This window comes from Microlunatus soli, assembly GCF_900105385.1.
Classification (GTDB): domain Bacteria; phylum Actinomycetota; class Actinomycetes; order Propionibacteriales; family Propionibacteriaceae; genus Microlunatus; species Microlunatus soli.
Genome location: NZ_LT629772.1, coordinates 4,001,655 through 4,023,827, shown reverse-complemented (window position 1 = coordinate 4,023,827; position 22,173 = coordinate 4,001,655). Strand labels below are relative to the sequence as shown.

Here is a 22,173-nt window from a genome sequence, read left to right as displayed (position 1 = left end):
GGCGCTTGCCGTAAGGTCACCGCTGTGACCCGTATCGCTGGCAACACGGCACCCCGGTCGACCTACCGGCTGCAGATCCGGCCCGACTTCACCCTGGACGACGCGACCGCGTTGCTGGACTACCTCGTCGAGCTCGGCGTCGACGCGGTCTACCTGTCGCCGCTGCTCACCTCGACGGTCGGCTCCGACCACGGCTATGACGTCACCGATCCGACCCGGATCGATCCACAGCGTGGCGGCGAGCCGGGGCTGCGACGGTTCCTCGCTGCTGCGACCGCGGCCGACCTGGGGGTGGTGGTCGACATCGTGCCGAACCACCTGGGGGTTGCGGTCGCCGAGCAGAATCCGGCCTGGTGGGACGTGTTGACCTACGGCCGGGACTCCGTCTACGCCGACTGGTTCGACATCGACTGGTCGGCGGACAAGCTGTTGCTGCCGGTCCTCGGGGAGGATCCGGCCGAACTCGGTCGGCTGCGGATCGAGGACGGGCTGCTCTGCTACTGGGAGCACCGGTTCCCGATCGCGCCCGGCACCGACGGCGGCACCGCCCGGGAGGTGCATGATCGTCAGCACTACCGGCTGGGGTCCTTCCGGCTGGCCGGCACCGAGCTCGGCTACCGCCGGTTCTTCGCGGTGAACACGTTGGCCGCCGTCCGGGTCGAGGATCGGTCGGTGTTCGACGCCACGCACACCCGGATCCGGCAGCTGGTCGCCGACGGCGTGATCGGGCTGCGGGTCGACCATCCCGACGGGCTGGCCGACCCCGGCGGTTACCTGGACCGGTTGCGAGCGCTCGCTCCGGACAGCTGGATCGTGGTGGAAAAGATCTTGGAGCCCGGTGAGGAGCTGCCGGACTGGCCGGTGGCCGGCAGCACCGGCTATGACGCGTTGAACGAGATCGCCGCCGTGTTCGTCGAGCCGTCCGCCGAGCAGCCGATGACCGAGGTGTATCGACGACTGAGCGGCGATCGACGAACCGAAGATGATCATGTCCGGGAGGGCAAGACCCAGGCGCTGGCCGACCTGTTCGGCTCCGAGCTGCGGCGGATCGCCGCACTGGCTCCGGCGCAGCCCGGCGCCGCCGAGCTGATCGCGGCCGCTGCCGTACGGCTGGACGTCTATCGGGCCTACCTGCCGGGCGACGCTCGCCGGATCACCACGGTCCTTGATCAACTTCGGGCCGAACGGCCCGAGCTGGCAGCAACGGCGGATGCGCTGCAGCCCCGACTGACCGATGCCGAGGACGAGTTGGCCGTCCGGTTTGGCCAGCTCACCGGAGCGGTGATGGCCAAGGGTGTCGAGGACACCGCGTTCTATCGCTACAACCGGTTGATCAGCAGCAATGAGGTCGGCGGCGATCCGGGACGATTCGGGATGTCGGTGGAAGACTTCCACGCCGCGGCCGGTCGACGCCTGCGGGACTGGCCGGCCACCATGACGACGCTGTCCACTCACGACACCAAGCGGTCGGAGGATGTCCGGGCCGCGGTGTCTGTGCTGGCCGAGCTTCCCGACCGGTGGCAGGCCGTCGCCGACCGCCTGATGCACCGCTGCCCGATGCCCGATCCGGCGCTGGCCCAGCTGCTCTGGCAGACCGTCGCCGCGGTCGGCCCGATCGACCGGGATCGCCTGCACGGCTATGCGGAGAAGGCGATCCGGGAGGCCGCGACGATCAGCACCTGGCTCGACCCAGACGACGAGGCCGAACGGGCCGTCCACCATGCCCTGGATCAGGTCTACGACGACCCCGAGCTGGCCGCCACGGTCGCGGAGTTCCGGGCACTCATCGGGCCGGCAGCAGCCACCGTCGCCGTCGGTCAGAAGCTGATCCAGCTGACCGCTCCCGGTGTCCCGGACGTCTATCAGGGCACCGAGTTCTTCGACGACTCGCTGGTCGATCCGGACAACCGGCGGCCGGTCGACTTCGTTGCTCGTCGGAAGCGGCTGGCGGAGTTGGAGCATTCCGCGGGTCCGGCTGCCGACGACCGGGACGGACTGAAGCTGTGGGTGACCAGCCGCGCCCTGCGGGCTCGGCAGCGGTTGCTGCTGGACGACTATCGGCCGGTGCTCGCGACCGGTCCGGCCGCGTCCCATCTGATCGCCTTCGATCGCGGCCCGCTGCTCAGTATTGCGACCCGGTTGCCGTACACCCTGCGGTCGCGGATGCTGCCCCAGGTCTGGGGCGACACCACCGTCCAGCTACCGCCGGGGCGCTGGCTGGACCTGTTGACCGGGACCACCCACACGGCGACGACGGCGGTCGAGCGGATCCTCGATCGCTATCCGGTCGCCTTGCTCGAACGTCGCTGATCGGCGGCCACCGCCCCGGCGGCGGCATGCCGCGGCAGACCCGAGATGCCGGAGGTCTTGCCACCGTGCCTGGGCCCCGGCTCCCCGTTCCGAACGGTGTCGAACGCCTCGCTGGGCACGGCGTCCTGCTGCTCGGGCACTCGCGCGGCCGGACCGGGCTGGCCGTCCCGCGGCCCGGCGTCGTCCGCGTCGGCCGGCCGATCGTCGTCGGTCGCTGGGTCGGCGGACCGTTCCTGATCGGCCCGGTCGGCCGCCGTCTGGGCGCCCGTGGGCTGGTCGTCGGCGTCGGCGCTCCGCGCTGTCGTCGACAGGTCGATCCGCAGATTGCGCAACGGCCGGCGCAGCAGACTGACCGCCATCAACGCGGCCATCGCGAGCCCGCAGATCACGGTGGTCGGGGTGACGCCGATCCACCCGGCCATCGCTCCGTAGCCGATCAACGCGAACGGGATCAGCGCGTCGTCTGCCAGACCCTGCAGCGCATAGATGCGGCCCAGATAGCTCTCCTTGATGATCGCCTGCGTGGTGCCGCCGAGCATCGGTGAGGAGATCCCGGCAGTGAATCCGACGAAGCAGAGTGCGATCGCCGAGCCGACCAGCGGCAACACCCCGGACAGCGCGATGCCGGCGCCCTGGCCGATCAGCATGATCAGCGCGAATCTCATCGGATAGGTCGGCTTCAGACGGAGCGCGATCAGTGTTCCGATGACCGCCCCGACCCCGATGCCGGCGATCAGCAGACCGAGCGTGTGCGGCCCCCAACCGAGCGAATGCGCTCGTAGTGCCACGCCGGCATTGACCACCGGTGTCACGAAGAAGTTGAGCCCGATCATGGTGAAGTTGAGAGCCCGTGCGGACTCGTCGACGCGCAGATAGTCGATCACCTGCCGGGTGGCCGCGATCACCGATTGTCGGGGCGCACGCTCCCGCTGATAGCGGGTCCGGATGACCGCCAGCAGCACTGCTGCGGCCGCGAACAGCACGACGAGTCCGGCGATCGATCCGGGCAGCGCCCAAGCGGACAGCACCACACCGGCGACGGCCGGACCGACCAGCAGCGCGGTCCGGCCGGCCAGCTGTCGATAGCCGATCGCCTTCACCAACTGACCGACCGGGACGAGCTGGCGTGGCAGCGTCGCGATCGCCGGCTTGTGCAAAGCGTCGGCAGCTCCGAAGAAGATCGCGACCCCGGCCATGATCCAGATCGTGTTCTGCGGTGCCTGCGCCAGGAAGAGCAGGCCGAGCAGCAGAACCAGCACCCGGCCCGCCGCGGCGAGGGCGAGCAATCGCTGGGTTGGCAGTCGATCCGCTACCGCTCCGCCGACCAGATCGAGGATCGCTCGCGGCACGGTCCCGGCGGCAACCGTCAGGGTCGCGGTCAGCGGATCACCGGTCTGCGCGGCTGCGTAGGCCAGGATGACGATCCAGGCCTGATCACCCACGTCGGCGAGTGCCGCGCCCGCCAGGTAGCCGAGAAATCGCGGGTCCCTGGCAGGCTCGCCGCGACCAGGGTCGGGCTCACCCGAGTGGGATCTCACGGTCACGAACTCACCTTAGGAGAATGCGGGAATTCCGCAAGAGTTCATGGATAAGGATTCGCCTCTATCGACGTACTGAAGCGAATTACTGCGGCAACTCCTGTCCGCATCAGGACATTATCAATCATGTCCGATGCGGACGGTCGCGGCGCCGTACGGCGTGTTTGGATGTCGGCAATCCATCGAACGCCAACGGCCCGGATCGGGTATACCGATCCGGGCCGTCGAACGTGTGTGATCAGATGATCACTTGATGATCGTTGAGCTCTTGCTCACTTGATGATCTTCGTGACGCGACCCGCGCCGACGGTACGACCGCCTTCACGGATGGCGAACTTCAGACCCTCTTCCATGGCGATCGGCTTGATCAGCTGAGCGGTCATGGTGGTGTTGTCGCCCGGCATCACCATTTCGGTGCCCTCCGGGAGCTCAACGACGCCGGTGACGTCGGTGGTCCGGAAGTAGAACTGCGGACGGTAGTTGTTGAAGAACGGCGTGTGACGGCCGCCCTCCTCCTTGTTCAGGACGTAGACCTGCGCCTCGAAGTCGGTGTGCGGGGTAACCGAACCCGGCTTGGTGACGACCTGGCCACGCTCGACGGCCTCACGCTTGGTGCCACGGAGCAGCAGTGCGGCGTTGTCGCCGGCCTGAGCCTGATCCAGGGTCTTGCGGAAGACCTCCATGGAGGTGACGGTGGTCTTGAAGCTGTCGGTGATGCCGACGATCTCGACCTCTTCGTTGACCTTCAGCACGCCACGGTCGACCAGACCGGTGACGACGGTGCCACGACCGGTGATCGTGACGACGTCCTCGATCGGCATCAGGAACGGCTTGTCGGTGTCACGCGACGGCTCCGGGATGTACTCGTCGACGGCATCCATCAGCTCGAGGATGGACTTGGTCCACTTCTCGTCACCGTTGAGGGCCGGGAACGCGGCGACCTTGATCACCGGGCAGTTGTCGCCGTCGAACTCCTGGGCGCTGAGCAGCTCGCGAACCTCGAGCTCGACCAGCTCCAGGATCTCCTCGTCGTCGACCATGTCGCACTTGTTCAGGGCGACCACCATGGCCGGCACGCCGACCTGGCGGGCCAGCAGCACGTGCTCGTGGGTCTGCGGCATCGGACCGTCGGTGGCGGCGACGACCAGGATCGCACCGTCCATCTGCGCCGCACCCGTGATCATGTTCTTCACGTAGTCGGCGTGGCCGGGGCAGTCGACGTGGGCGTAGTGCCGGTTGTCGGTCTGGTACTCGATGTGCGCGATCGAGATCGTGATACCGCGCTGCCGCTCTTCCGGCGCCTTGTCGATCTGGTCGAACGCTTCGGTGCTCGGGTTGAGCGCCGGGTCCTTGTCGTGGAGCACCTTCGAGATCGCCGCGGTCAGAGTGGTCTTGCCGTGGTCGATATGCCCGATGGTGCCGATGTTGACGTGCGGCTTGGTCCGCTCGAACTTGGCCTTGGCCACTGGGGCTCCTTACTTGCTGTGTCGCCACGCTGGTCGCGTGGCGAACCTCGTTGGTTCTTGATCTGCTCTTACCCGGACCCCGGTTGGCAAGCCTGAGTGGGGCAATCCGGCCTAAGTTTTGTCCAACCAGCCCCGTGCGTCAAACCGGTTGGGGTCGGAAGGATGTTGTTGCTGGCTGAGCGGGGCGTGCCGAGGCACGCCGACGCTCACTCTCCGCGGGACTTCGCGACGATCTCGTCGGAGATGTTCCGCGGCGTCTCGGCGTAGGAATCGAACTCCATCGAGTACGACGCCTGACCGGAGGTCTTGGACCGCAGGTCACCGACGTAGCCGAACATCTCCGACAGCGGGACCAGCGCCACGACCACCTTGTTGCCGTGCTCGTCGTCCATCGACTGGACCTGGCCGCGGCGGGCGTTCAGGTCACCGATCACGGTACCGAGGTAGTCCTCCGGAGTGGTCACCTCGACCCGCATCATCGGCTCCAGGATGGCCGGATCGGCACGCCGAGCGGCTTCCTTGAAGATCATCGAGCCGGCGATCTTGAACGCCAGTTCGGAGGAGTCGACGTCGTGGTAGGCACCGTCGGTCAGGGTGACCTTGATGTCCTCCACCGGGAACCCGGCCAGCACGCCGAACTGCATGGCCTCCTGGATGCCGGCGTCCACCGAAGGGATGTACTCCTTGGGGATCCGGCCACCGGTGACGGCGTTGACGAACTCGTAGCCCGTACCCGCTTCCTGCGGCTCCAGGTTGATGATCACCCGGGCGTACTGACCCGAGCCACCGGACTGCTTCTTGTGGGTGTACTCGACCTTCTCCACCGGGCGACGCAGGGTCTCGCGGTAGGAGACCTGCGGCTTGCCGATGTTGGCCTCGACCTTGAACTCGCGCTTCATCCGGTCGATCAGCACATCCAGATGCAGCTCGCCCATGCCGGCGATGATGGTCTGACCGGTCTCCTCGTCGGTGTGCACCCGGAAGGTCGGGTCCTCCTCGGCCAACCGCTGGATGGCGTTGGAGAGCTTCTCCTGGTCGGACTTGGTCTTCGGCTCGATGGCCTGCTCGATCACCGGTGCCGGGAAGTCCATCGACTCCAGCACGACCGGGCTGTTCGGATCGGACAGGGTCTCACCGGTGGTGGTGTCCTTCAGGCCCATCACCGCGACGATGTCGCCGGCGCTGACGCTGTCGATCTCCTCGCGCTTGTTGGAGTGCATCCGGTAGACCTTGCCGATGCGCTCCTTGCGCTGCTTGGTCGAGTTCAGCACCTGCGTACCTGCTGCGAGCACGCCGGAGTACACCCGGACGTAGGTCAGCTTGCCCAGGTGCGGGTCGGCGGCGATCTTGAAGGCCAGCGCCGAGAGCGGCTCGTTCTCGTCGGGGTGACGCTCGATCTGCTGAGACTCATCGCCGGGCTTGAAGCCCTCGATGGCCGGCACGTCGAGCGGCGACGGCAGGTAGGCCAGCACGGCGTCCAGCAGCGGCTGCACACCCTTGTTCTTGAACGCGGTGCCACAGAGCACGGCGGTCAGCGAGCTGGACAGCACGGCGCGTCGGATGGCTCCCCGCAGCTGCTCCTCGGTCGGCTCCTCGCCCTCCAGGTAGATCTCCATCAGTTCGTCGTCGTGCTCGGCGACGGTCTCGATCAGCTCGGCGCGGGCGGTGTCGGCCTTGTCCTGCAGATCGGCCGGGATGTCCTCGACGTCGTAGTCCTCGCCGATCTTGGTCTCGCCACGCCAGGTCAGGGCCTTCATCCGGACCAGGTCGACGACGCCGATGAAGTCGGCCTCGGCACCGATCGGCACCTGCAGCACGGCGGCGACCGAGTTCAGCTTCTCCCGGATCGTCTTGACGCAGTAGTCGAAGCTGGCGCCGGTCCGGTCCAGCTTGTTGACGAAGCAGATCCGCGGCACGTTGTACCGGTCGGCCTGGCGCCACACGGTCATGCTCTGCGGCTCCACACCGGCAACACCGTCGAAGACCGCGACCGCACCGTCGAGCACCCGCAGGTTGCGCTCCACCTCGACGGTGAAGTCGACGTGCCCGGGGGTGTCGATCAGGTTGATCTTGTGGTCTTTCCAGTAGCAGGTGGTGGCGGCGGAGGTGATGGTGATCCCCCGCTCCTGTTCCTGCTCCATCCAGTCCATCGTGGCGGCGCCGTCGTGGACCTCACCGATCTTGTAGTTGATGCCGGTGTAGTACAGGATCCGCTCGGTGGTGGTGGTCTTACCAGCATCGATGTGCGCCATGATGCCGATGTTGCGGACTTGTGCCAGATCGACCTTGGATTCGACAGCCATGTTTCGGGTTCGTCCTCTTAAGAAGAGTTTGGCGGAGCCGTGGCTGACCTGGTGGTCTGCACGGCAGTGGACGGCCGAGATATCTCAGCCGGCCGGAATGATTACCAGCGGTAGTGGGCGAACGCGCGGTTGGCGTCAGCCATCTTGTGGGTGTCCTCGCGACGCTTGACCGAGGCGCCCAGACCGTTGGAGGCGTCCAGCAGCTCGTTCATCAGCCGCTCGGCCATCGTCTTCTCCCGGCGGGAGCGGGAGAAGCTGACCAGCCAGCGCATCGCCAGCGTGGTGGACCGGGCGGGCTTGACGTCGACCGGCACCTGGTAGGTGGCGCCACCGACGCGGCGGCTCTTGACCTCCAGGCTCGGGCGGACGTTGTCCAGCGCGCGCTTCAGGGTCTGTACGGGATCAACACCGGTCTTCGCGCGGGTGCCCTCCAGCGCGGTGTAGACGATGTTCTGCGCGACGGTCTTCTTGCCGTCCAGCAGGATCTTGCTGACCAGCTGGCTGACCAGCGGCGAGCCGTAGACCGGGTCGACGAGGACCGGTCGCTTCGGGGCGGGACCCTTGCGCGGCATTACTTCTCCTTCTTCGCGCCGTACTTGCTGCGAGCCTGCTTGCGGTTCTTGACACCCTGGGTGTCGAGCGAACCGCGAACGATCTTGTAGCGGACACCCGGGAGGTCCTTCACACGTCCGCCACGGACGAGGACCATCGAGTGTTCCTGCAGGTTGTGACCCACACCCGGGATGTAGGCGGTGACCTCGATGCCGGAGGACAGCTTCACGCGAGCCACCTTGCGCAGCGCCGAGTTCGGCTTCTTCGGGGTGGTGGTGTACACCCGGGTGCACACGCCACGGCGCTGCGGCGACTGCTGCAGCGCGGGCGTCTTGTTCTTGGCCACCTTGTCGGCACGGCCCTTACGGACCAACTGCTGGATTGTGGGCACCGCTTCTCTCTCTGTTCTGGTCTGACCTGCTCGTACTCCCTGCATGCACGAGCCTGGCCGGGGCGGACCGCACGCCACAGGGACGCTCACGGATCCGTTCGGTACTTGACGGTCGCGCCACACGGGTCGCGGCAGGATCAGATGGGATCCGGCCGCTGAGCTTCGGTGGCGCGCTCGGGCACGCGCAAAGTGTCGGGCAAGCCCGAACACAAGGAACAAGGTTATCTGCTGAGATGCGGAGGGTCAAAATAGCGCGTTGACTCATCCAAAGTGCCCGCGTAGGTCGTGTCGTTGACTCATCTCAAGATGCCCGCGTGGGATCCCTCATGGATGGAGCTCTCGTTGGCTGCGCGGAAGGCGATCACGCAGGCTCAGTTAGCCAAGTGGCCGAAGGCGTCGAAGGTGGAGAAGTCGGCGATCCTGGACTCGGTGTGTGGGGTAACGGGCTGGCATCGTGACCATGCCCGGAAGGCGATCCGGACCCTGCTGGCCGATCCCCAGCACGGCTCTGCCCCGCGGAAACGACGAGAACCGGCTCTGACCTACGGCCCAGCAGCGATCGAGGTGTTGGAGCGGTGCTGGGCAGCACTGGACGGCCCGGCCGGGAAGCGACTGAAACCGGCACTGGACGAGGTGCTGAACAACCTTGCCCGGCATGGCCACCTGGCCGACATCGATCCGGCCGTGATCGTCCAGGTCCGGCAGATGTCGGCAGCCACCATCGACCGACGATTAGCGCCGGCCCGGACCGGGCTGGTCGCCGGCAAGGGCATCTCCCACACCCGACCCGGCTCGTTGTTGAAGTCCTCGATCCCGATGAAGACCTGGCACGAATGGAACGACACCATCCCCGGCATCATCCAGATCGATCTGGTCGGCCACGACGGCGGCGACGCCAACGGCCACTTCCACTACAGCCTCGATGCCACTGACGTGGCCACCGGCTGGACCGAAACCATCACCGTCCGCTCCAAAGGCGAACGGATCGTGGCAGCCGGGCTGGAACAACTCTGGCTCCGGTTCCCCTTCCACATCAGCGGGATCCACTCCGACAACGGCAGCGAGTTCATCAACCACCACCTGCTGAACTGGTGCACCAGCCGGAAGATCACCTTCTCCCGCGGGCGGTCATCCCACTCCAACGACCAAGCCCACATCGAGCAGAAGAACTGGTCAGTGGTGCGCCGCAACGTCGGCTACTACCGCTACGACAGCCGACGCGAACTCGACCTCCTGAACCAGCTCTGGCCCCTGGTCTCGATCCAGGTCAACCAGTTCCTGCCCCAACAACGACTGATCTCCAAAACCAGGCATGGAGCGAAAGTGAGCAAACGTCACGATCAGGGCGCCACCCCCAGCCACCGACTCCTCACCCAGTTCGGCGACATGGTCGACCCCCACGACCGGACCCGACTGGAAAACCTCCGCCACGACACCGACCTGGTCGAGCTGAAACACCAAATCAGCGACATCCAAGCCAACCTGCTCGAACTCGCCCGCCGCCGGGGCCAGATCACTCGCCGCGCCAAGACCAACCACGTCTACCTCAGCGGCAAGAAGCTACCCACCAAGCGGGCATCTTCAGATGAGTCAACGACCCAAACCACGCGGGCATCTTGACATGAGGCAACAGGAATAGCGTCCCCGGCCGCTCCGGTGGTGTCACTCGCGCGACTCCGCCGTGGCGTGTCGCCCGCTGCCGCGACCGTTGCCCCGCACCGTGTTCCAGGATACGTCCCGCCGCCAAGCCGGCCGACCGCAGCCTCGGGACGTACCTCGCTCGTCGCTCGGCACCGATCCGCTGCCCGGATGTCTCCCGGTCCCGGCCATATCCCAGTCCCGAACGCGTGCTTGTCCCGAGCACGCCGGCCGAAGAACGCGCACTGTCCGAAGCTCACCTCTCCCGCCGCACACCCTGCGCGGGAACCGGACGAGTGTCCACAACTCACACACCTCACCGCGGGGTCGCACCCGAAAACCGGTCGACTGCACCGAGCTTGCAGGCCTCGCCGGCCCAACGCACCGTTCCGGACGGCCCAGCCAACGACGGAACCTGGACCGATATCCGGTCCCCGCAAGCAGCACCACCCGGCGCACATCGCAGCTCGTGTTACCGAATCGCCCGCAAGCAGCACCACCCCCGCGCACATCGCAACCCGTGCTACCGAGTCGCCCCGCAGACAGCACCACCCCGGCACACATCGCAACCCGTGCTACCAAATCGCCCCGCAGACAGCACCACCCCGGGACACATCGCGGCTCGTGTTGCCGAATCGCCCTTGGTGGGGCGGGCGGCGAGAGGCGAGGTCCCGGGGAGCCGGTGCGAGCGAGCTCGGTCGTCAGGCGACGGCGGCGGCGATGGACTCGTACGCCTCGTCGTCCAGCTGGAGCGATGCGGCGCCGATGTTCTCCTCCAGATGGGCCACCGAGCCGGTGCCGGGGATCGGCAGCATCACCGGGGAGCGGCGGAGCAGCCAGGCCAGGGCGACCTGGGAGGAGGTTGCGCCGAGCCGCTCGGCGACCTCGGCCACCGGACCACCCGGTTCGGCGAGCTTGCCCGACGAGATCGGCGCCCACGGAATGAAGCCGATGCCCTGTTCGGTGCTGTAGTCCAGCACGTCCTCGGACTTGCGGTCGGTCAGGTTGTAGCGGTTCTGCACTGTGGCGACGGTGAAGAACTCCGCGGCCTTCTTCAGCTCGTCGACGCTGACCTCGGAGAGCCCGAGCGCACCGACCTTGCCCTCGGACTGGAAGGCCGCGAGAGCCTCGAACTGGGTCTCGGCCGGCACCTCGGGATCGATCCGGTGCAGCTGAAGCAGATCGATCTTGTCGATCTTCAGCCGGCGCAGGATCAGTTCGACCTGCTGCCGCAGGTATTCCGGTCGCCCGACGGGGGTCCACTGGTTCGGGCCCTGTCGGGTGTGTCCGATCTTGGTCGCGATCTTGACCTCACCGTACGGATGGATCGCCTCGGCAATGATCTCCTCGCTGACATTCGGCCCGTACGCGTCGGCGGTGTCGATGAAGTCGGTGCCGAGCTCGACGGCCCGCCGGACGACCTGGCGAGCGACCTCGCGATCGGCCGGCTCGCCCCAGATGCCCGGGCCGGTGATCCGCATCGCTCCGAATCCGAGCCGGTGGACCGCACCGAGGTCCTTGATCTCAAAGGTTCCGCTGGCTTTGGCGTCCAGCTTGGTCTGCGTCTGTTCGGTCACGCTTGCCTCCAACTTCCTCGTCGGATCCGATATTCCACCCACCGCCGCCGTACGCACCGCACCGGCCCCCGCATTCCGGCATCCGAGACCCACCGTTACGGCCCCGTTAACTCCGGGCCACTCAGCCCCGGCTCAGGAACTCCTCACACCGTCCCGCCGGTTGATCCGATGCATGTCCGCAGTTCTCGGGGTCGCGGGCGGTCCACCAATGCCGATGGCACGCCTCCCTGTCACTCAGACATCGGAAGTAGGTGACGGCCGTGAAGGCCTCCACACAACCCCATCCCTCCATCCCCCTGCAGCAACGACTACGCGACCTGCGGTACGACGTACCGGCCTCGCTGGTCGTCTTCCTGGTCGCGGTGCCGCTCTCCCTCGGCATTGCGGTCGCCTCGGGAGCACCGGTGGTCGCCGGCCTGATCGCCGCCGTGCTCGGCGGCATCGTGGTCGGCTTCCTCGGCGGCGCACCGCTCCAGGTGTCGGGTCCCGCCGCCGGGCTGACAGTGATCGTGGCCGAACTGATCGACACCTTCGGCTGGGGCGTGACGTGTCTGATCACGGTCGCGGCCGGGCTGCTGCAGATCCTGTTCGGCGTCTCCCGCCTGGCCAGGGTCGCCCTGGCGATCTCACCGGCAGTGGTGCACGGCATGCTGGCCGGTGTCGGGCTCACCATCGTGGCCAGTCAACTGCACGTCGTTCTCGGTGGTTCGGCCGGCAGCAGCTTCGTCGACAACCTGTCGGACCTGCCGACACAGATCGCCGGTTTGCACGGCGAGGCGACCCTGCTCGGTCTCGGCGTGATCGCGTTGTTGATCATCTGGCCACGGCTGCCGCGTCGGGTCCGGGCGATACCGGGACCGTTGATCGCGATCGGTGCCGCGACGGCGATCGCGGTGTTCACCGGATCCGACGCTCCCCGCGTGGAACTGCCCGGATCGATCCTCAGTTCCCTCAGCCTGCCGGTCCTGCCCGACGGCCGGTGGAGCGCGTTCGCCGTCGGCGTGATCACCATCGCCCTGGTCGCCAGTGTGGAGACCCTGGCCTCGGCCGTCGCAACCGATGGGATGCACACCGGCCGGCGCGCCAATCTGGATCGCGAGTTGATCGGCCAGGGCACCGCGAACACGATCTCCGGCGCGATCGGCGGACTGCCGATCACCGGTGTGATCGTGCGCAGCACAACGAACATCAACGCCGGCGCCCGGACCAGGACCTCGGCGATCCTGCACGGCGTCTGGGTGCTGGTGTTCTCGGCGCTGCTGTTCTCGGTGATCGAACTCGTCCCGTTGGCGGCTCTGGCCGGACTGCTGGTGCATGTCGGCGCCAAGCTGATCAACCTCGGTCATCTGCGCCGACTCCGACGACACGGCGAGTTGCTGGTCTATCTGGTCACCGTCGCCGCGGTGGTCGTCCTCAATCTCCTGGAGGGCGTCCTGATCGGGTTGACGCTGACGGCTGCCATCACCCTCTACCGGGTGATGATCAGTTCGGTCCGCGCCGAGCAGGTCGACGCGAGCACCTGGCGACTGCCGGTGCACGGCCGGCTGTCGTTCCTGTCCATTCCCCGGCTCGCCCATGAGCTGGGCCGGGTCCCGGCCGGTTCCGATGTGGTGATCGAACTGGTCACCGACTATCTCGATCATGCTGCCTACGAACATCTGCACGGCTGGATCGATCGACACCGGGCCGCCGGCGGCAGCGTGCACGTGGACGAGATCGGCTCGGCCGGGCTGGACTCCACGCTCCGCGGCGGAGGCGATCTCCGGAGCCAGTTGCGACGACGCGAGGCCTCGGCTCGCAGCACGCCGTTGCCACGGTGGTTCACGCCCTGGTCGTTCTGGCAGCGGCTGGAGCGTCCGGCCGAACCGACCGCCCTGGACCCGCTGCCGCCGGACCGGCATGCCGACGAGTCACTCGCCGTCGTTCTGAACGGGTTCCGTGAGTATCAGCTGCGGTCCAAGGAGCTGGTCCGTCCACACCTTGCCGGACTCGCGATGGGTCAGCGGCCGCGTGCGATGTGGATCACCTGCGGCGACAGCAGGGTGGTGCCGAACGTGCTCACCTCCAGCGGTCCGGGTGATCTGTTCACGGTCCGCAATATCGGCAACCTGATCCCGCCGCCACACTCCGAAGCCGACACGTCGGTGGCCTCGGCGATCGAGTTCGCCGTCGGACGGCTCGAGGTGCCGGTGCTGGTGGTCTGCGGACATTCGGGCTGCGGGGCGATGCAGGCCGTCCACGAGCAGGCGATCGATGACGGCCCGCTGCATTCCTGGCTGCACCCGGCGGCGTCGACCCGGGCGCGCTGGCAGGCCGGCGACCCGATCGCCCGCCGGGCGGCGGCGGACGGCTACAGCGAGGTCGATCAGCTGGCGATGATCAACGTCGACCAAGGGCTGCGTACGCTGCGCAGCTACGATCTGGTCGCCGACGCGGTGGCCACCGGCCGGCTGCATCTGGTCGGGCTGTTCTTCGACATCGGCAGCGGTGATCTGCTCCTGTTGGACGACCCGGCGGCGGGGTTCGAGTCGGTTGGCAGTCACCCGACGCAGCCGATGCGGGTAGCGCCGGACGCGTCAGCTGGCTGACCGACCAAGATCAACTCACCCGATCGACCCTTCCCGGCACTCTTCGCCGCCGTGCAGAGTGCGGGAAGGGTCTGGTGTGGCGCGATGGTGTCGACGCGTGTCGGCGCGGCTTGTGCTGGCCTGGAAACGTTTCTACGATGCTCCAGATCGATCATGAACGCCTATCCCCCTGGAGGGTTCGATGAAGAACCGCTTGATCGGCCGGTGCGTCACCGTACTGGCTGCCGGTGCCGCCGCGGTGGCGACGCTCGTCGCCAGCACCGGCATCGCCTCGGCGTCGGGCTATCAGCCGAGAGCTGCCGCCCGCGATGGAGTCAACGCACTGACCGGCCTCTACAACCGCGACACCGGACTGTGGAACAGCACCGGCTGGTGGAACTCGGCCAACGCCCTGACCGCGACCATCGACTACGCGCTGGCCACCGGTGATCATCGCAACAACTGGGTGATCGACAACACCTACAAGCTCAACTTGGATGCCCAGGACGGCAACTTCACCAACGAGTACATCGACGACACCGGCTGGTGGGCGTTGGCCTGGATCCGTGCCTACGACCTGACGGGCAAGAAGAAGTATCTGGAGACGGCGGCCATCGACGTCGACTACATGTGGTCCACCCACTCCGACGTCTGTGGCGGCGGCGTGCTGTGGAATCGCAACAAGACCTACAAGAACGCGGTCACCAACGAGTTGATGATCAAGGCCGCCGCCAGCCTGCACAACCGGCTGGACGGTGATCAGAAGTATCTGGCGATGGCCACCGAGAACTGGGACTGGCTGATGAACTCGGGCATGATCAATTCCGAGAACATGATCAACGACGGGCTGACCGACGACTGCCAGAACAACGGCCAGACCACCTGGACCTACAACCAGGGCATCATTCTCGGTGCCGCGGTCGAATTGGCCGAGGCAACCGGTGACGACAGCTATCTGACCAGGGCCGCCGAGCTCGCCGACGCCTCGACCAAGGCTCCGGCGATCATCAAGGACGGGGTTCTGACCGAGCCGTGTGAGGCCGACGGCGGCGACTGCGGTGCCGACGGCCCCAGCTTCAAGGGTGCCTACGTCCGCGGCCTCGGCGAGCTCAATGCCGCACTCGACGGCCGGCCGTACCAGGATTTCCTGCAGACCCAGGCAGCGACCGCCTACGCCAAGGACCGGACCGCATCGGATCTGTACGGCGTGCACTGGGCCGGCCCGATCTCACCGATCACCGCCGCCACCCAGCACAGCGCCGTGGAAGCTCTGATCGCCCCCCTCTGGCACGCCCGCTGACCTCGTTCCCGCGCAGTTTCGCGGCTCCGGCGCGGGCTCTAGCCTCCGCGACAACCGCGAAAGTGCGCGGGAACGGTCAGAAGAGGTCGAATCCGCCGCGGTCGGCGATGATCTGTCGCAGTTCGTCGGACAGGTCGTCGCCGGCCGCGAGCAACTCCGGCAGCAGGTGGCGTTCGGTGGTGGTGGCCCGGTAGACCTTGGAGATCGTGACGTCATGATCACGCGGTCGCGAGATCGTGATCGGGTCGCCGGCGCCGACGGTCCCGGCCCGCACGACCCGGAGATAGGCACCCGGCCGGGCGACCTCGGTGAAGGTCTTCAGCCAGCCCTTCTCCCCCACCCAACCGCGGAAGGTCGAGCACGGGATTCGCGGGCACGTCACCTCCAACTCGACGCCGTCGGCGGGCTCGCCGATCTGCCAGCGTTCGCCGATCCGTGCCTGGTTGACGTCGATCCCGACGGTGGTCAGATTCTCACCGAAGAAGCCGGACGGGAGATCGCGACCCAGGCGCCGTTCCCAGGCATCCAGATCCTCGCGGGTGAAGGAGTAGACGGCCTGCTCGTCGCCGCCGTGGTTGGCCGTGTCGCCGATGAAGTCGCCGACCAGACCGCTGCCCAGGCCTCCGTGCTTGGGGCCGGGAGCCCGGACTTCGACCCGGCCGTCGACCGGCATCTTGCCGATCCCGGTCTGCCGGGTCTGCTTGTACGGGTTGGGCATCGCGGAAGCGATGTTGACCGACGCCACCACGGGCTGCACTTCTGGCACGCCGACACCCTAAGTGCTGTTCGCGTCTCCCGCCGCCCCGTTATCCGAGCGGCACGTCCGGCAGGACGGCTTTCAGTCGGACCTCTGGGTGGCGACGTAGTCGTCGAGGGTGTCCTGTTGCAGGGCCGCGGCCAGCTTCTTCATCCGTGCGCTGTCGATCAGATCGACCGACTGCCCGTCCATCATCCCGGTCCCGGACACCGGGGCCTGCAGGGTGACCAGCGAACCGGCCGCACTCTTCATCGAACCCGCCAGGCCGAGCAGCGTCGTGTTGTCCAGCCCGCCGTCGACGGTCACGTACTTGGACACGGTGCCGATCACGTCGGACAGCTTGCCCGGGTTCGCCAGGGTCGACGGGCCGGCGATCTTGGCCGCCAGTGCCTTGACCACCTTGCGCTGGTTGGCCGCCCGGTCGAAGTCGCCGTCCGGCAGCGCGTGCCGCTCGCGGACGAACCACAACGCTTCCTTGCCCGCGATCGTGATACTGCCCTTCGAGTAGTGGTAGCCGTGGCTGTCGAAGGCCCGGGAGTTGTTGACGGTGACGCCGCCGACGGCCTCGGTCAGGTCGGCGAATCCGGAGAAGTCGATCACTGCCGCATGGTCGATCCCGATGCCGGTCAGCTCGTTCAACGTCTTGGCCATCAGGTTGCTGCCGCCGTCGGCGTAGGCCGAATTGATCTTGGCCTTGCCGCGTCCGGGTACGGTCACCCAGAGATCCCGCGGGAACGAGATCAGGTAGGCGTTCTTCCGGTCGGCCGCCAGGTGCAACAGCATGATGGTGTCGCTGCGGCCGTCCTCGGCGTCGGGGTCCCGGCTGTCCGAACCGAGCAGCATCACATCGACCGCGCTGCCGGCAGCGGGATCGGCGGTCGTCGGCGCGGTGCTGCCGGCCGAACCGGTGCCGGTCGGCAGGTCCAGCCCGCGCTGCAGACCGTTCAGACCGTCGGCGACCGACCAGGCCTGGTAGCCGCCGAAGGCGGCGACCGGGACCAACACCAGGCCGCCGATCAGCAGGCCACGCCGACCGAGCCGGCGGCCGGGGGTCCGGGTCCCGTCGTCATCGGTTGCATGGCGCGGCGAAGAAGTCATCTTTCCTTTGTAGGTGACGAATCCTCAGTCCGGCCATGCGGGGACCATGAGCTTCCTGTGAATCCCGATCAGGTTGGCTCTGCCGCCCAGGTCCGCCGCCGGGCGTCTCAGTCCGCGGGATAGACCTCGATCTCGGACGCCTTCAGACTCGCCCAGACCCGGCGACCGGGGATCAGGTCGAGGTCGGCGACCGCGGCGGCGGTGATCTCGGCGATCACGTTCTGGCCGCTGTCCGGCTCGCCCGTCTGCTGCCGCACAATCTCCCGCGCGGCTCGCTGCCGGTCGACCGGACGCCGACGGAGTTCGGCACGGACGCTGTCACCGAAGGGCTCCAGCCCGACCACCTCGACCTCCCAGACGTTCCGCGGACTGCCGGCCGGCCGCTCGGCCCACAACGCGATCGCCGACGGCCGGAACGCTGCGTACACCGCGCCGATCGCCGGTTCGGCGGTGGTGATCACGGTGCCGTCGCCGAGCCGGACACGATGATCGCCGACTCCGGCGCCGGCCAACAGGTTGAGCCCGACCAACCGGGCGACGTAGTCGGTCCGCGGTCGGCGGGCGACCTCGCTCGGACTGCCCTGCTGGACGACCCGGCCATCCTCGATCACGACCAGCCGATCGGCCAGCACGGCGGCATCGGTCGGGTCGTGGGTGATCACGATTGCGGCGCCGCCGAAGGTCGCCAGGTGCCGACGCAACTCGCCACGTACGGTCAGCCGGGTTCGGGCGTCCAACGCGGCCAGTGGTTCGTCCAGCAGCAGCAGGTCGGGTTCGGTCGCCAGTGCCCGGGCCAACGCGACCCGCTGGGCCTGCCCGCCGGACAGCTGACCGGGCCGCTGCTGCGCGAGGTCGGCGGCATCCATCCGTCGCAGCCACTCCGCGGCGGCTCGGCGGGCGGCGGCTCGGCCGACCCCGGCCGATCGCAGGCCGAAGGCGACGTTGTCCAGCACGGACAGGTGCGGGAACAGCAGATAGTCCTGGAAGACGACAGCGACCGGCCGTCGATAGGCCGGCACGGAGGCACCCGCGCGATCGAGCACCACCCCGTTCAGCCGCACCTCGCCGCCGTCCGGTCGGAGCAGTCCGGCCAGCGTCCGCAGCGTCGTGGTCTTGCCGGCACCGTTCGGACCGACCAGGGCGACCACCTCGCCGGCGGCCACCTGCAGGGCGAGATCGAGAACGAAGTCCCCCCGGCGGACGGTGACTGCGGCGTCCAGCACGGCCGCGCTCGCCATGCCCTCATCCCTCACCATGTCCTGACCCATCGATCGCGGAGCAGGGCGAGCACGGCGACCGACACGGCCAACAGCAGCACCGACAGCAGCAACGCCGTGTCGGTGTCGGTCTGCAACGCCAGATAGATCGCCAGCGGCATCGTCTGGGTGCTGCCCGGGAAGTTGCCGGCGAAGGTGATCGTGGCGCCGAACTCGCCGAGCGCCCGGGCCCAGGCCAGCACCGCACCGGAGGCGATACCCGGCCCGATCAGCGGCAGCGTGACCCGCCGGAACACCCGGAACGGGGTTGCGCCGAGAGTCTGCGCCGCGTCCTCATAGCGCCGGTCGGCGGCTCGCAGTGCCCCCTCCACCGCCAGCACCAGATAGGGCAGTGCGACGAACGTCTGGGACAACACCACCGCGTACGGAGTGAACGGCAGCGCGAAGCCGGTCAGTTCGTACAGCGGCCGGCCGAGGATCCCGGACCGGCCGAGCAGCGCGAACAGCGCCACCCCGCCGACCACCGGTGGCAACACGAGCGGAACGGTGATCACTGCCCGCAGCAGCGACCGGTACCGACCACCCGGACGAGCCAGCAGCCAGGCCAGCGGCACACCCACCAGCAGCGAACAACCCGTCGCCGCCGTCGAGGTGATCAAGGACAGGCCGAGTGCCTGGCCGGCGCCCGATCCCCGCAGCAGGGCCGGACCGTGCGTCCACGGCGCCCGCAACAGCAGGCCGACCAATGGCAGCACCAGGAACGCCAGCCCGATCATCGCCGGCACCAGGAGTGCGATCGGCGGCCGGTCGGCCCGGATGGCGCGATCAGACCGCGCCATCGGTGATCATGATCATCGGGGTGCGCCGAAACCGGCCTGCTGCAACACCTGCTGGCCGTCCGCTCCGGTGACGTAGTCGACGAACGCCGACGCCGTCGCCTGCTCCCGGGACTCCTTCACCGTGGTGATCGGATAGCGGTTGACCACGGCGTCGGCCTCGTCGAAGCCGATCCCCTGTACCTTGTCGCCGGCCGACCTGACATCGGTCCGGTAGACCAGAGCAGCATCCACCTCATCGGACTCGACCTTCTGCAGCGCGGCCTTGACGTCGGCCTCGTAGCTGGCCGGTTTCGCCGTCACGTCGGCGGCCTGGAAGACCTTCTGCGCGGCCGCGCCGCACGGAACCTCCTTGGCACACAGGGCGGTCCGCTTCTTCGGGTCGGCAAAGTCCTTCAGCCCGGTGATCTTGCCCGGGTTGCCCGGCGGGACCGCGATCTGCAACGTGTTGGTGGCGAAGATCGTCGGTTCACCGACGGCACGACCGGCGTCGCTGACCGACTTCATGGTGCGTTCGTCGGCGGAGGCGAAGACATCGGCCGGTGCGCCCTGGTTGACCTGGGTGGCCAGGGTGGCACTGGATCCGAACGAGAAGGTGACCGTGCTGCCCGGATGGGCCTTCTCGAAGTCCTTGCCGATCGTGGCGAAGGACTCGGTCAGCGACGCGGCGGCCAACACGGTGATCTTGCCGGTCACTTCGGCCGAGGAGGAACCCGTCGATGGCGACGGCGAGTCCGCCGCACCCGATTGGCCGCCGCAGCCGGCCAGGGCGATCACACTCAGCGCACCGAGGACGGCGACGGGACCGGCCGGTCGGCGCCTCACTGCGGCACCTCGACGACGACGTTGGTCGCCTTCACCGACGCAACGGCCAGTGCGCCCGGCTCCAGAGCAAGATCATGGGCTGCCTCTGCCGACATCAACGACACCACCCGGAACGGTCCGCACTGCAGGTCGACCTGGGCCATCACGCCGTCCTTGACGACGTTGGTGACCAGGCCGGTGAACTGGTTCCGGGCGCTGGAGACCGCCGGCGAGGCACCCCGCGGCGTGCTGGCGACCTGCTGGGCCAGTTCGGCGAGCTCGGCTCCGTCGACCTTGGCCGGACCGTTCTCACCGACCGCGGTCAGCCGGCCCGAGTCGATCCAGCGACGGACGGTGTCATCGCTCACGCCCAGCAGCTCCGCTGCCTGGGAGATCCGAAAATGCGGCATGACCGAAGCCTACGTCCCGCATCTGCGGAGACCCAGGGGTGTTCAAACTCCGTTCATCTCGCTCTTGACACAATGGCGTACATGACGGGACGGGTGATCGTGATCACCGGCGCGATGGCGGCGGGGAAGTCCACCGTCGCCGAGCTCCTGGCCGAGCGGCTACCGCGCTCCGCTCACATCCGGGGCGACGTGTTCCGCCGGATGGTGATCGGTGGTCGCGCGGAGATGACCCCCGAACCGTCCGACGAGGCGGTCCGGCAACTGTCGCTGCGTTATGACCTGGCCGCGGCGACCGCCGACAACTACGCCGCCGCGGACTTCGACGCGATCGTGCAGGACGTGATCATCGGCCGCGACCTGGCGCCGTTCGTCGAACGGATCAACACCCGGCCACGACATCTGGTCGTGCTGTCGCCGAGCGTGACGGCACTGCAATGGCGGGAGGAACAACGGGCCAAGGCCGGCTACGTGCACTTCTCCCCCGGCGCGCTGGACCGGGTGCTGCAGGACGAGACGGCGAAGATCGGCTACTGGCTCGATTCCAGCGCGCAGACCCCGGACGAGACAGTGACCGACATCCTGACCAACCTCGACAAGGCCGAGGTCTGAGCCGAGCTCAGGAGTTGGCGTCGTCCTCGTCGCTCCAGTCGACCGACCGGACGCCGTCGACGCCGGCGACCGCCTCCAGCAGCGCGCCGGCATCGGCGCCCCCCTCGGCCGCGATGAAGACCGCAACGTAGCCGGGATCGGTACGGTGCGACCCGGTCCGGAGTCGGGCGATCTGCCAGTTCTGCCGGGTGATCACCTCGACGATGTCGCGCAACAGCCCCTGTCCGTCGCGATACTCGATCTGCAACTCCGCGGCACCGTCGCGATGGGTCAGCCGATGCAGCAGCGGGCCGACCAGGACGACGATGAAGTACGCCACCGTGACGACTCCGGCCAGGACGAACAGACTGCCGCCGCAGGCCATGCCGATCGCGGCGGTCAACCAGATCGACGCCGCGGTGGTCAGACCGCGGACCGCGTCGGAGCGGAAGACGATGATGCCCGCACCCAGGAAGCCGATGCCGGAGACGATCTGAGCCGCGATCCGGCTCGGGTCCAGGCTGATCCCCTGGTCGCCGAGCAGGTCGGCGAAGCCGTACTTGGAGACCAGCATGAACAGTGCCGACCCGAGGCCGACCAGTGAGTGGGTCCGGACGCCGGCCTGCTTGCCGCGGAACTGTCGCTCGAAGCCGACCGCCATCGACAGCACCAGGGCGACACCGAGCTCGGGCAGCCGCTCGAACTGCAACGCCCACTGCAGATCGGTTTCCAGGACAGCGTACGACGGCAGCATCTGCTCCGACCTCCCGAGCGCATCGATGATCATCACCTGACGCAGATCAGGCTACTGTGCACCGCCG

18 protein-coding genes are annotated in these 22,173 nt (G+C 67.7%); 5 read left to right on the top strand and 13 right to left on the bottom strand.

Translation table 11 applies throughout. The annotated features are described in order from the left end of the window. Positions 1 to 24 precede the first annotated feature (24 nt). Positions 25 to 2,310 (top strand): malto-oligosyltrehalose synthase, encoded by a 2,286-nt coding sequence (gene treY, locus BLU38_RS18375; RefSeq protein WP_231919914.1) that lies wholly within the window; start codon positions 25 to 27, stop codon positions 2,308 to 2,310. On the opposite strand, the gene BLU38_RS18370 is transcribed toward treY, so the two are convergent. From BLU38_RS18370 to rpsL, 5 genes are all read right to left on the bottom strand, one after another. Continuing rightward, complete coding sequence (locus tag BLU38_RS18370; protein WP_091526923.1) at positions 2,280 to 3,854, bottom strand: MFS transporter; 1,575 nt, start codon at positions 3,852 to 3,854, stop codon at positions 2,280 to 2,282. The genes treY and BLU38_RS18370 overlap by 31 nt on opposite strands. A 266-nt stretch (positions 3,855 to 4,120) precedes the next feature. After that, on the bottom strand, positions 4,121 to 5,314 hold the full coding sequence (tuf, locus tag BLU38_RS18365) for an elongation factor Tu (RefSeq protein ID WP_091526922.1): 1,194 nt from the start codon (positions 5,312 to 5,314) through the stop codon (positions 4,121 to 4,123). Positions 5,315 to 5,520: 206 nt separating this feature from the next. Next, on the bottom strand, positions 5,521 to 7,617 hold the full coding sequence (gene fusA / locus BLU38_RS18360; protein WP_091526921.1) for an elongation factor G: 2,097 nt from the start codon (positions 7,615 to 7,617) through the stop codon (positions 5,521 to 5,523). 101 nt (positions 7,618 to 7,718) lie between these two features. Next, positions 7,719 to 8,189: a 30S ribosomal protein S7 gene (rpsG, locus tag BLU38_RS18355; protein ID WP_091526920.1), complete on the bottom strand. Its 471-nt coding sequence runs from the start codon at positions 8,187 to 8,189 to the stop codon at positions 7,719 to 7,721. Next, complete coding sequence (rpsL, locus tag BLU38_RS18350) at positions 8,189 to 8,560, bottom strand: 30S ribosomal protein S12 (RefSeq protein ID WP_091526919.1); 372 nt, start codon at positions 8,558 to 8,560, stop codon at positions 8,189 to 8,191. The genes rpsG and rpsL overlap by 1 nt, the downstream gene beginning before the upstream one ends. A gap of 342 nt (positions 8,561 to 8,902) precedes the next feature. Here rpsL and BLU38_RS18345 point away from each other — a divergent pair, with 342 nt between their 5' ends. Further along, positions 8,903 to 10,180, top strand: coding sequence for an integrase catalytic domain-containing protein (locus BLU38_RS18345; protein WP_091532731.1), 1,278 nt, complete (start codon positions 8,903 to 8,905; stop codon positions 10,178 to 10,180). A 719-nt stretch (positions 10,181 to 10,899) separates the two neighbouring features. Here BLU38_RS18345 and BLU38_RS18340 read toward each other — a convergent pair. Next, entirely contained in the window at positions 10,900 to 11,775 is an 876-nt protein-coding gene (locus BLU38_RS18340) for an aldo/keto reductase (protein ID WP_091526918.1), read from the bottom strand. Positions 11,776 to 12,035: 260 nt separating this feature from the next. Here BLU38_RS18340 and BLU38_RS18335 point away from each other — a divergent pair, with 260 nt between their 5' ends. Together BLU38_RS18335 and BLU38_RS18330 are read left to right on the top strand one after the other, a co-directional pair. Beyond that, on the top strand, positions 12,036 to 14,363 hold the full coding sequence (locus BLU38_RS18335; RefSeq protein ID WP_197679770.1) for a SulP family inorganic anion transporter: 2,328 nt from the start codon (positions 12,036 to 12,038) through the stop codon (positions 14,361 to 14,363). Positions 14,364 to 14,544: 181 nt separating this feature from the next. Continuing rightward, entirely contained in the window at positions 14,545 to 15,642 is a 1,098-nt protein-coding gene (locus BLU38_RS18330; protein ID WP_091526917.1) for a glycoside hydrolase family 76 protein, read from the top strand. A 76-nt stretch (positions 15,643 to 15,718) separates the two neighbouring features. Here the strand turns inward: BLU38_RS18330 and BLU38_RS18325 are convergent, their stop codons facing one another. From BLU38_RS18325 to BLU38_RS18300, 6 genes are all read right to left on the bottom strand, one after another. Next, positions 15,719 to 16,408 carry an MOSC domain-containing protein gene (locus BLU38_RS18325; RefSeq protein ID WP_231919913.1) on the bottom strand — a complete coding sequence of 230 codons (690 nt, stop codon included), beginning with the start codon at positions 16,406 to 16,408 and terminating at the stop codon, positions 15,719 to 15,721. A gap of 72 nt (positions 16,409 to 16,480) precedes the next feature. Further along, positions 16,481 to 17,497 (bottom strand): LCP family protein, encoded by a 1,017-nt coding sequence (locus tag BLU38_RS18320; protein ID WP_091526916.1) that lies wholly within the window; start codon positions 17,495 to 17,497, stop codon positions 16,481 to 16,483. Positions 17,498 to 17,604: 107 nt separating this feature from the next. Next, a complete protein-coding gene (locus BLU38_RS18315) occupies positions 17,605 to 18,735 on the bottom strand; it encodes an ABC transporter ATP-binding protein (RefSeq protein WP_197679769.1) in 1,131 nt (376 codons plus the stop codon). A gap of 11 nt (positions 18,736 to 18,746) precedes the next feature. After that, positions 18,747 to 19,553 (bottom strand): ABC transporter permease, encoded by an 807-nt coding sequence (locus tag BLU38_RS18310; protein ID WP_091526914.1) that lies wholly within the window; start codon positions 19,551 to 19,553, stop codon positions 18,747 to 18,749. Between the two features lie 12 nt (positions 19,554 to 19,565). Continuing rightward, positions 19,566 to 20,375: a molybdate ABC transporter substrate-binding protein gene (gene modA / locus BLU38_RS18305; protein ID WP_091526913.1), complete on the bottom strand. Its 810-nt coding sequence runs from the start codon at positions 20,373 to 20,375 to the stop codon at positions 19,566 to 19,568. Next, on the bottom strand, positions 20,372 to 20,764 hold the full coding sequence (locus BLU38_RS18300) for a TOBE domain-containing protein (protein ID WP_091526912.1): 393 nt from the start codon (positions 20,762 to 20,764) through the stop codon (positions 20,372 to 20,374). Before BLU38_RS18300 ends, modA begins: the two co-directional genes overlap by 4 nt. 81 nt (positions 20,765 to 20,845) lie before the next feature. On the opposite strand from BLU38_RS18300, the gene BLU38_RS18295 reads away from it, so the two are divergent. Further along, positions 20,846 to 21,373, top strand: a complete 528-nt coding sequence (locus tag BLU38_RS18295; protein ID WP_157683545.1) for an AAA family ATPase — start codon at positions 20,846 to 20,848, stop codon at positions 21,371 to 21,373. Positions 21,374 to 21,380: 7 nt separating this feature from the next. Here BLU38_RS18295 and BLU38_RS18290 read toward each other — a convergent pair whose 3' ends face one another. Continuing rightward, on the bottom strand, positions 21,381 to 22,139 hold the full coding sequence (locus tag BLU38_RS18290; RefSeq protein ID WP_231920408.1) for an MgtC/SapB family protein: 759 nt from the start codon (positions 22,137 to 22,139) through the stop codon (positions 21,381 to 21,383). Positions 22,140 to 22,173: the final 34 nt, after the last annotated feature.

What these genes read in the sequence shown, in the direction of transcription:
- BLU38_RS18310 (WP_091526914.1), bottom strand. Translation starts at nt 19,553, where the DNA reads ATGGCGCGGTCTGATCGCGCCATCCGGGCCGACCGGCCGCCGATCGCA.
- BLU38_RS18300 (WP_091526912.1), bottom strand. Translation starts at nt 20,764, where the DNA reads ATGCCGCATTTTCGGATCTCCCAGGCAGCGGAGCTGCTGGGCGTGAGC.
- BLU38_RS18330 (WP_091526917.1), top strand. Translation starts at nt 14,545, where the DNA reads ATGAAGAACCGCTTGATCGGCCGGTGCGTCACCGTACTGGCTGCCGGT.
- fusA (WP_091526921.1), bottom strand. Translation starts at nt 7,617, where the DNA reads ATGGCTGTCGAATCCAAGGTCGATCTGGCACAAGTCCGCAACATCGGC.
- BLU38_RS18295 (WP_157683545.1), top strand. Translation starts at nt 20,846, where the DNA reads ATGACGGGACGGGTGATCGTGATCACCGGCGCGATGGCGGCGGGGAAG.
- BLU38_RS18315 (WP_197679769.1), bottom strand. Translation starts at nt 18,735, where the DNA reads ATGGCGAGCGCGGCCGTGCTGGACGCCGCAGTCACCGTCCGCCGGGGG.
- rpsG (WP_091526920.1), bottom strand. Translation starts at nt 8,189, where the DNA reads ATGCCGCGCAAGGGTCCCGCCCCGAAGCGACCGGTCCTCGTCGACCCG.
- BLU38_RS18320 (WP_091526916.1), bottom strand. Translation starts at nt 17,497, where the DNA reads ATGACTTCTTCGCCGCGCCATGCAACCGATGACGACGGGACCCGGACC.
- BLU38_RS18290 (WP_231920408.1), bottom strand. Translation starts at nt 22,139, where the DNA reads ATGATCATCGATGCGCTCGGGAGGTCGGAGCAGATGCTGCCGTCGTAC.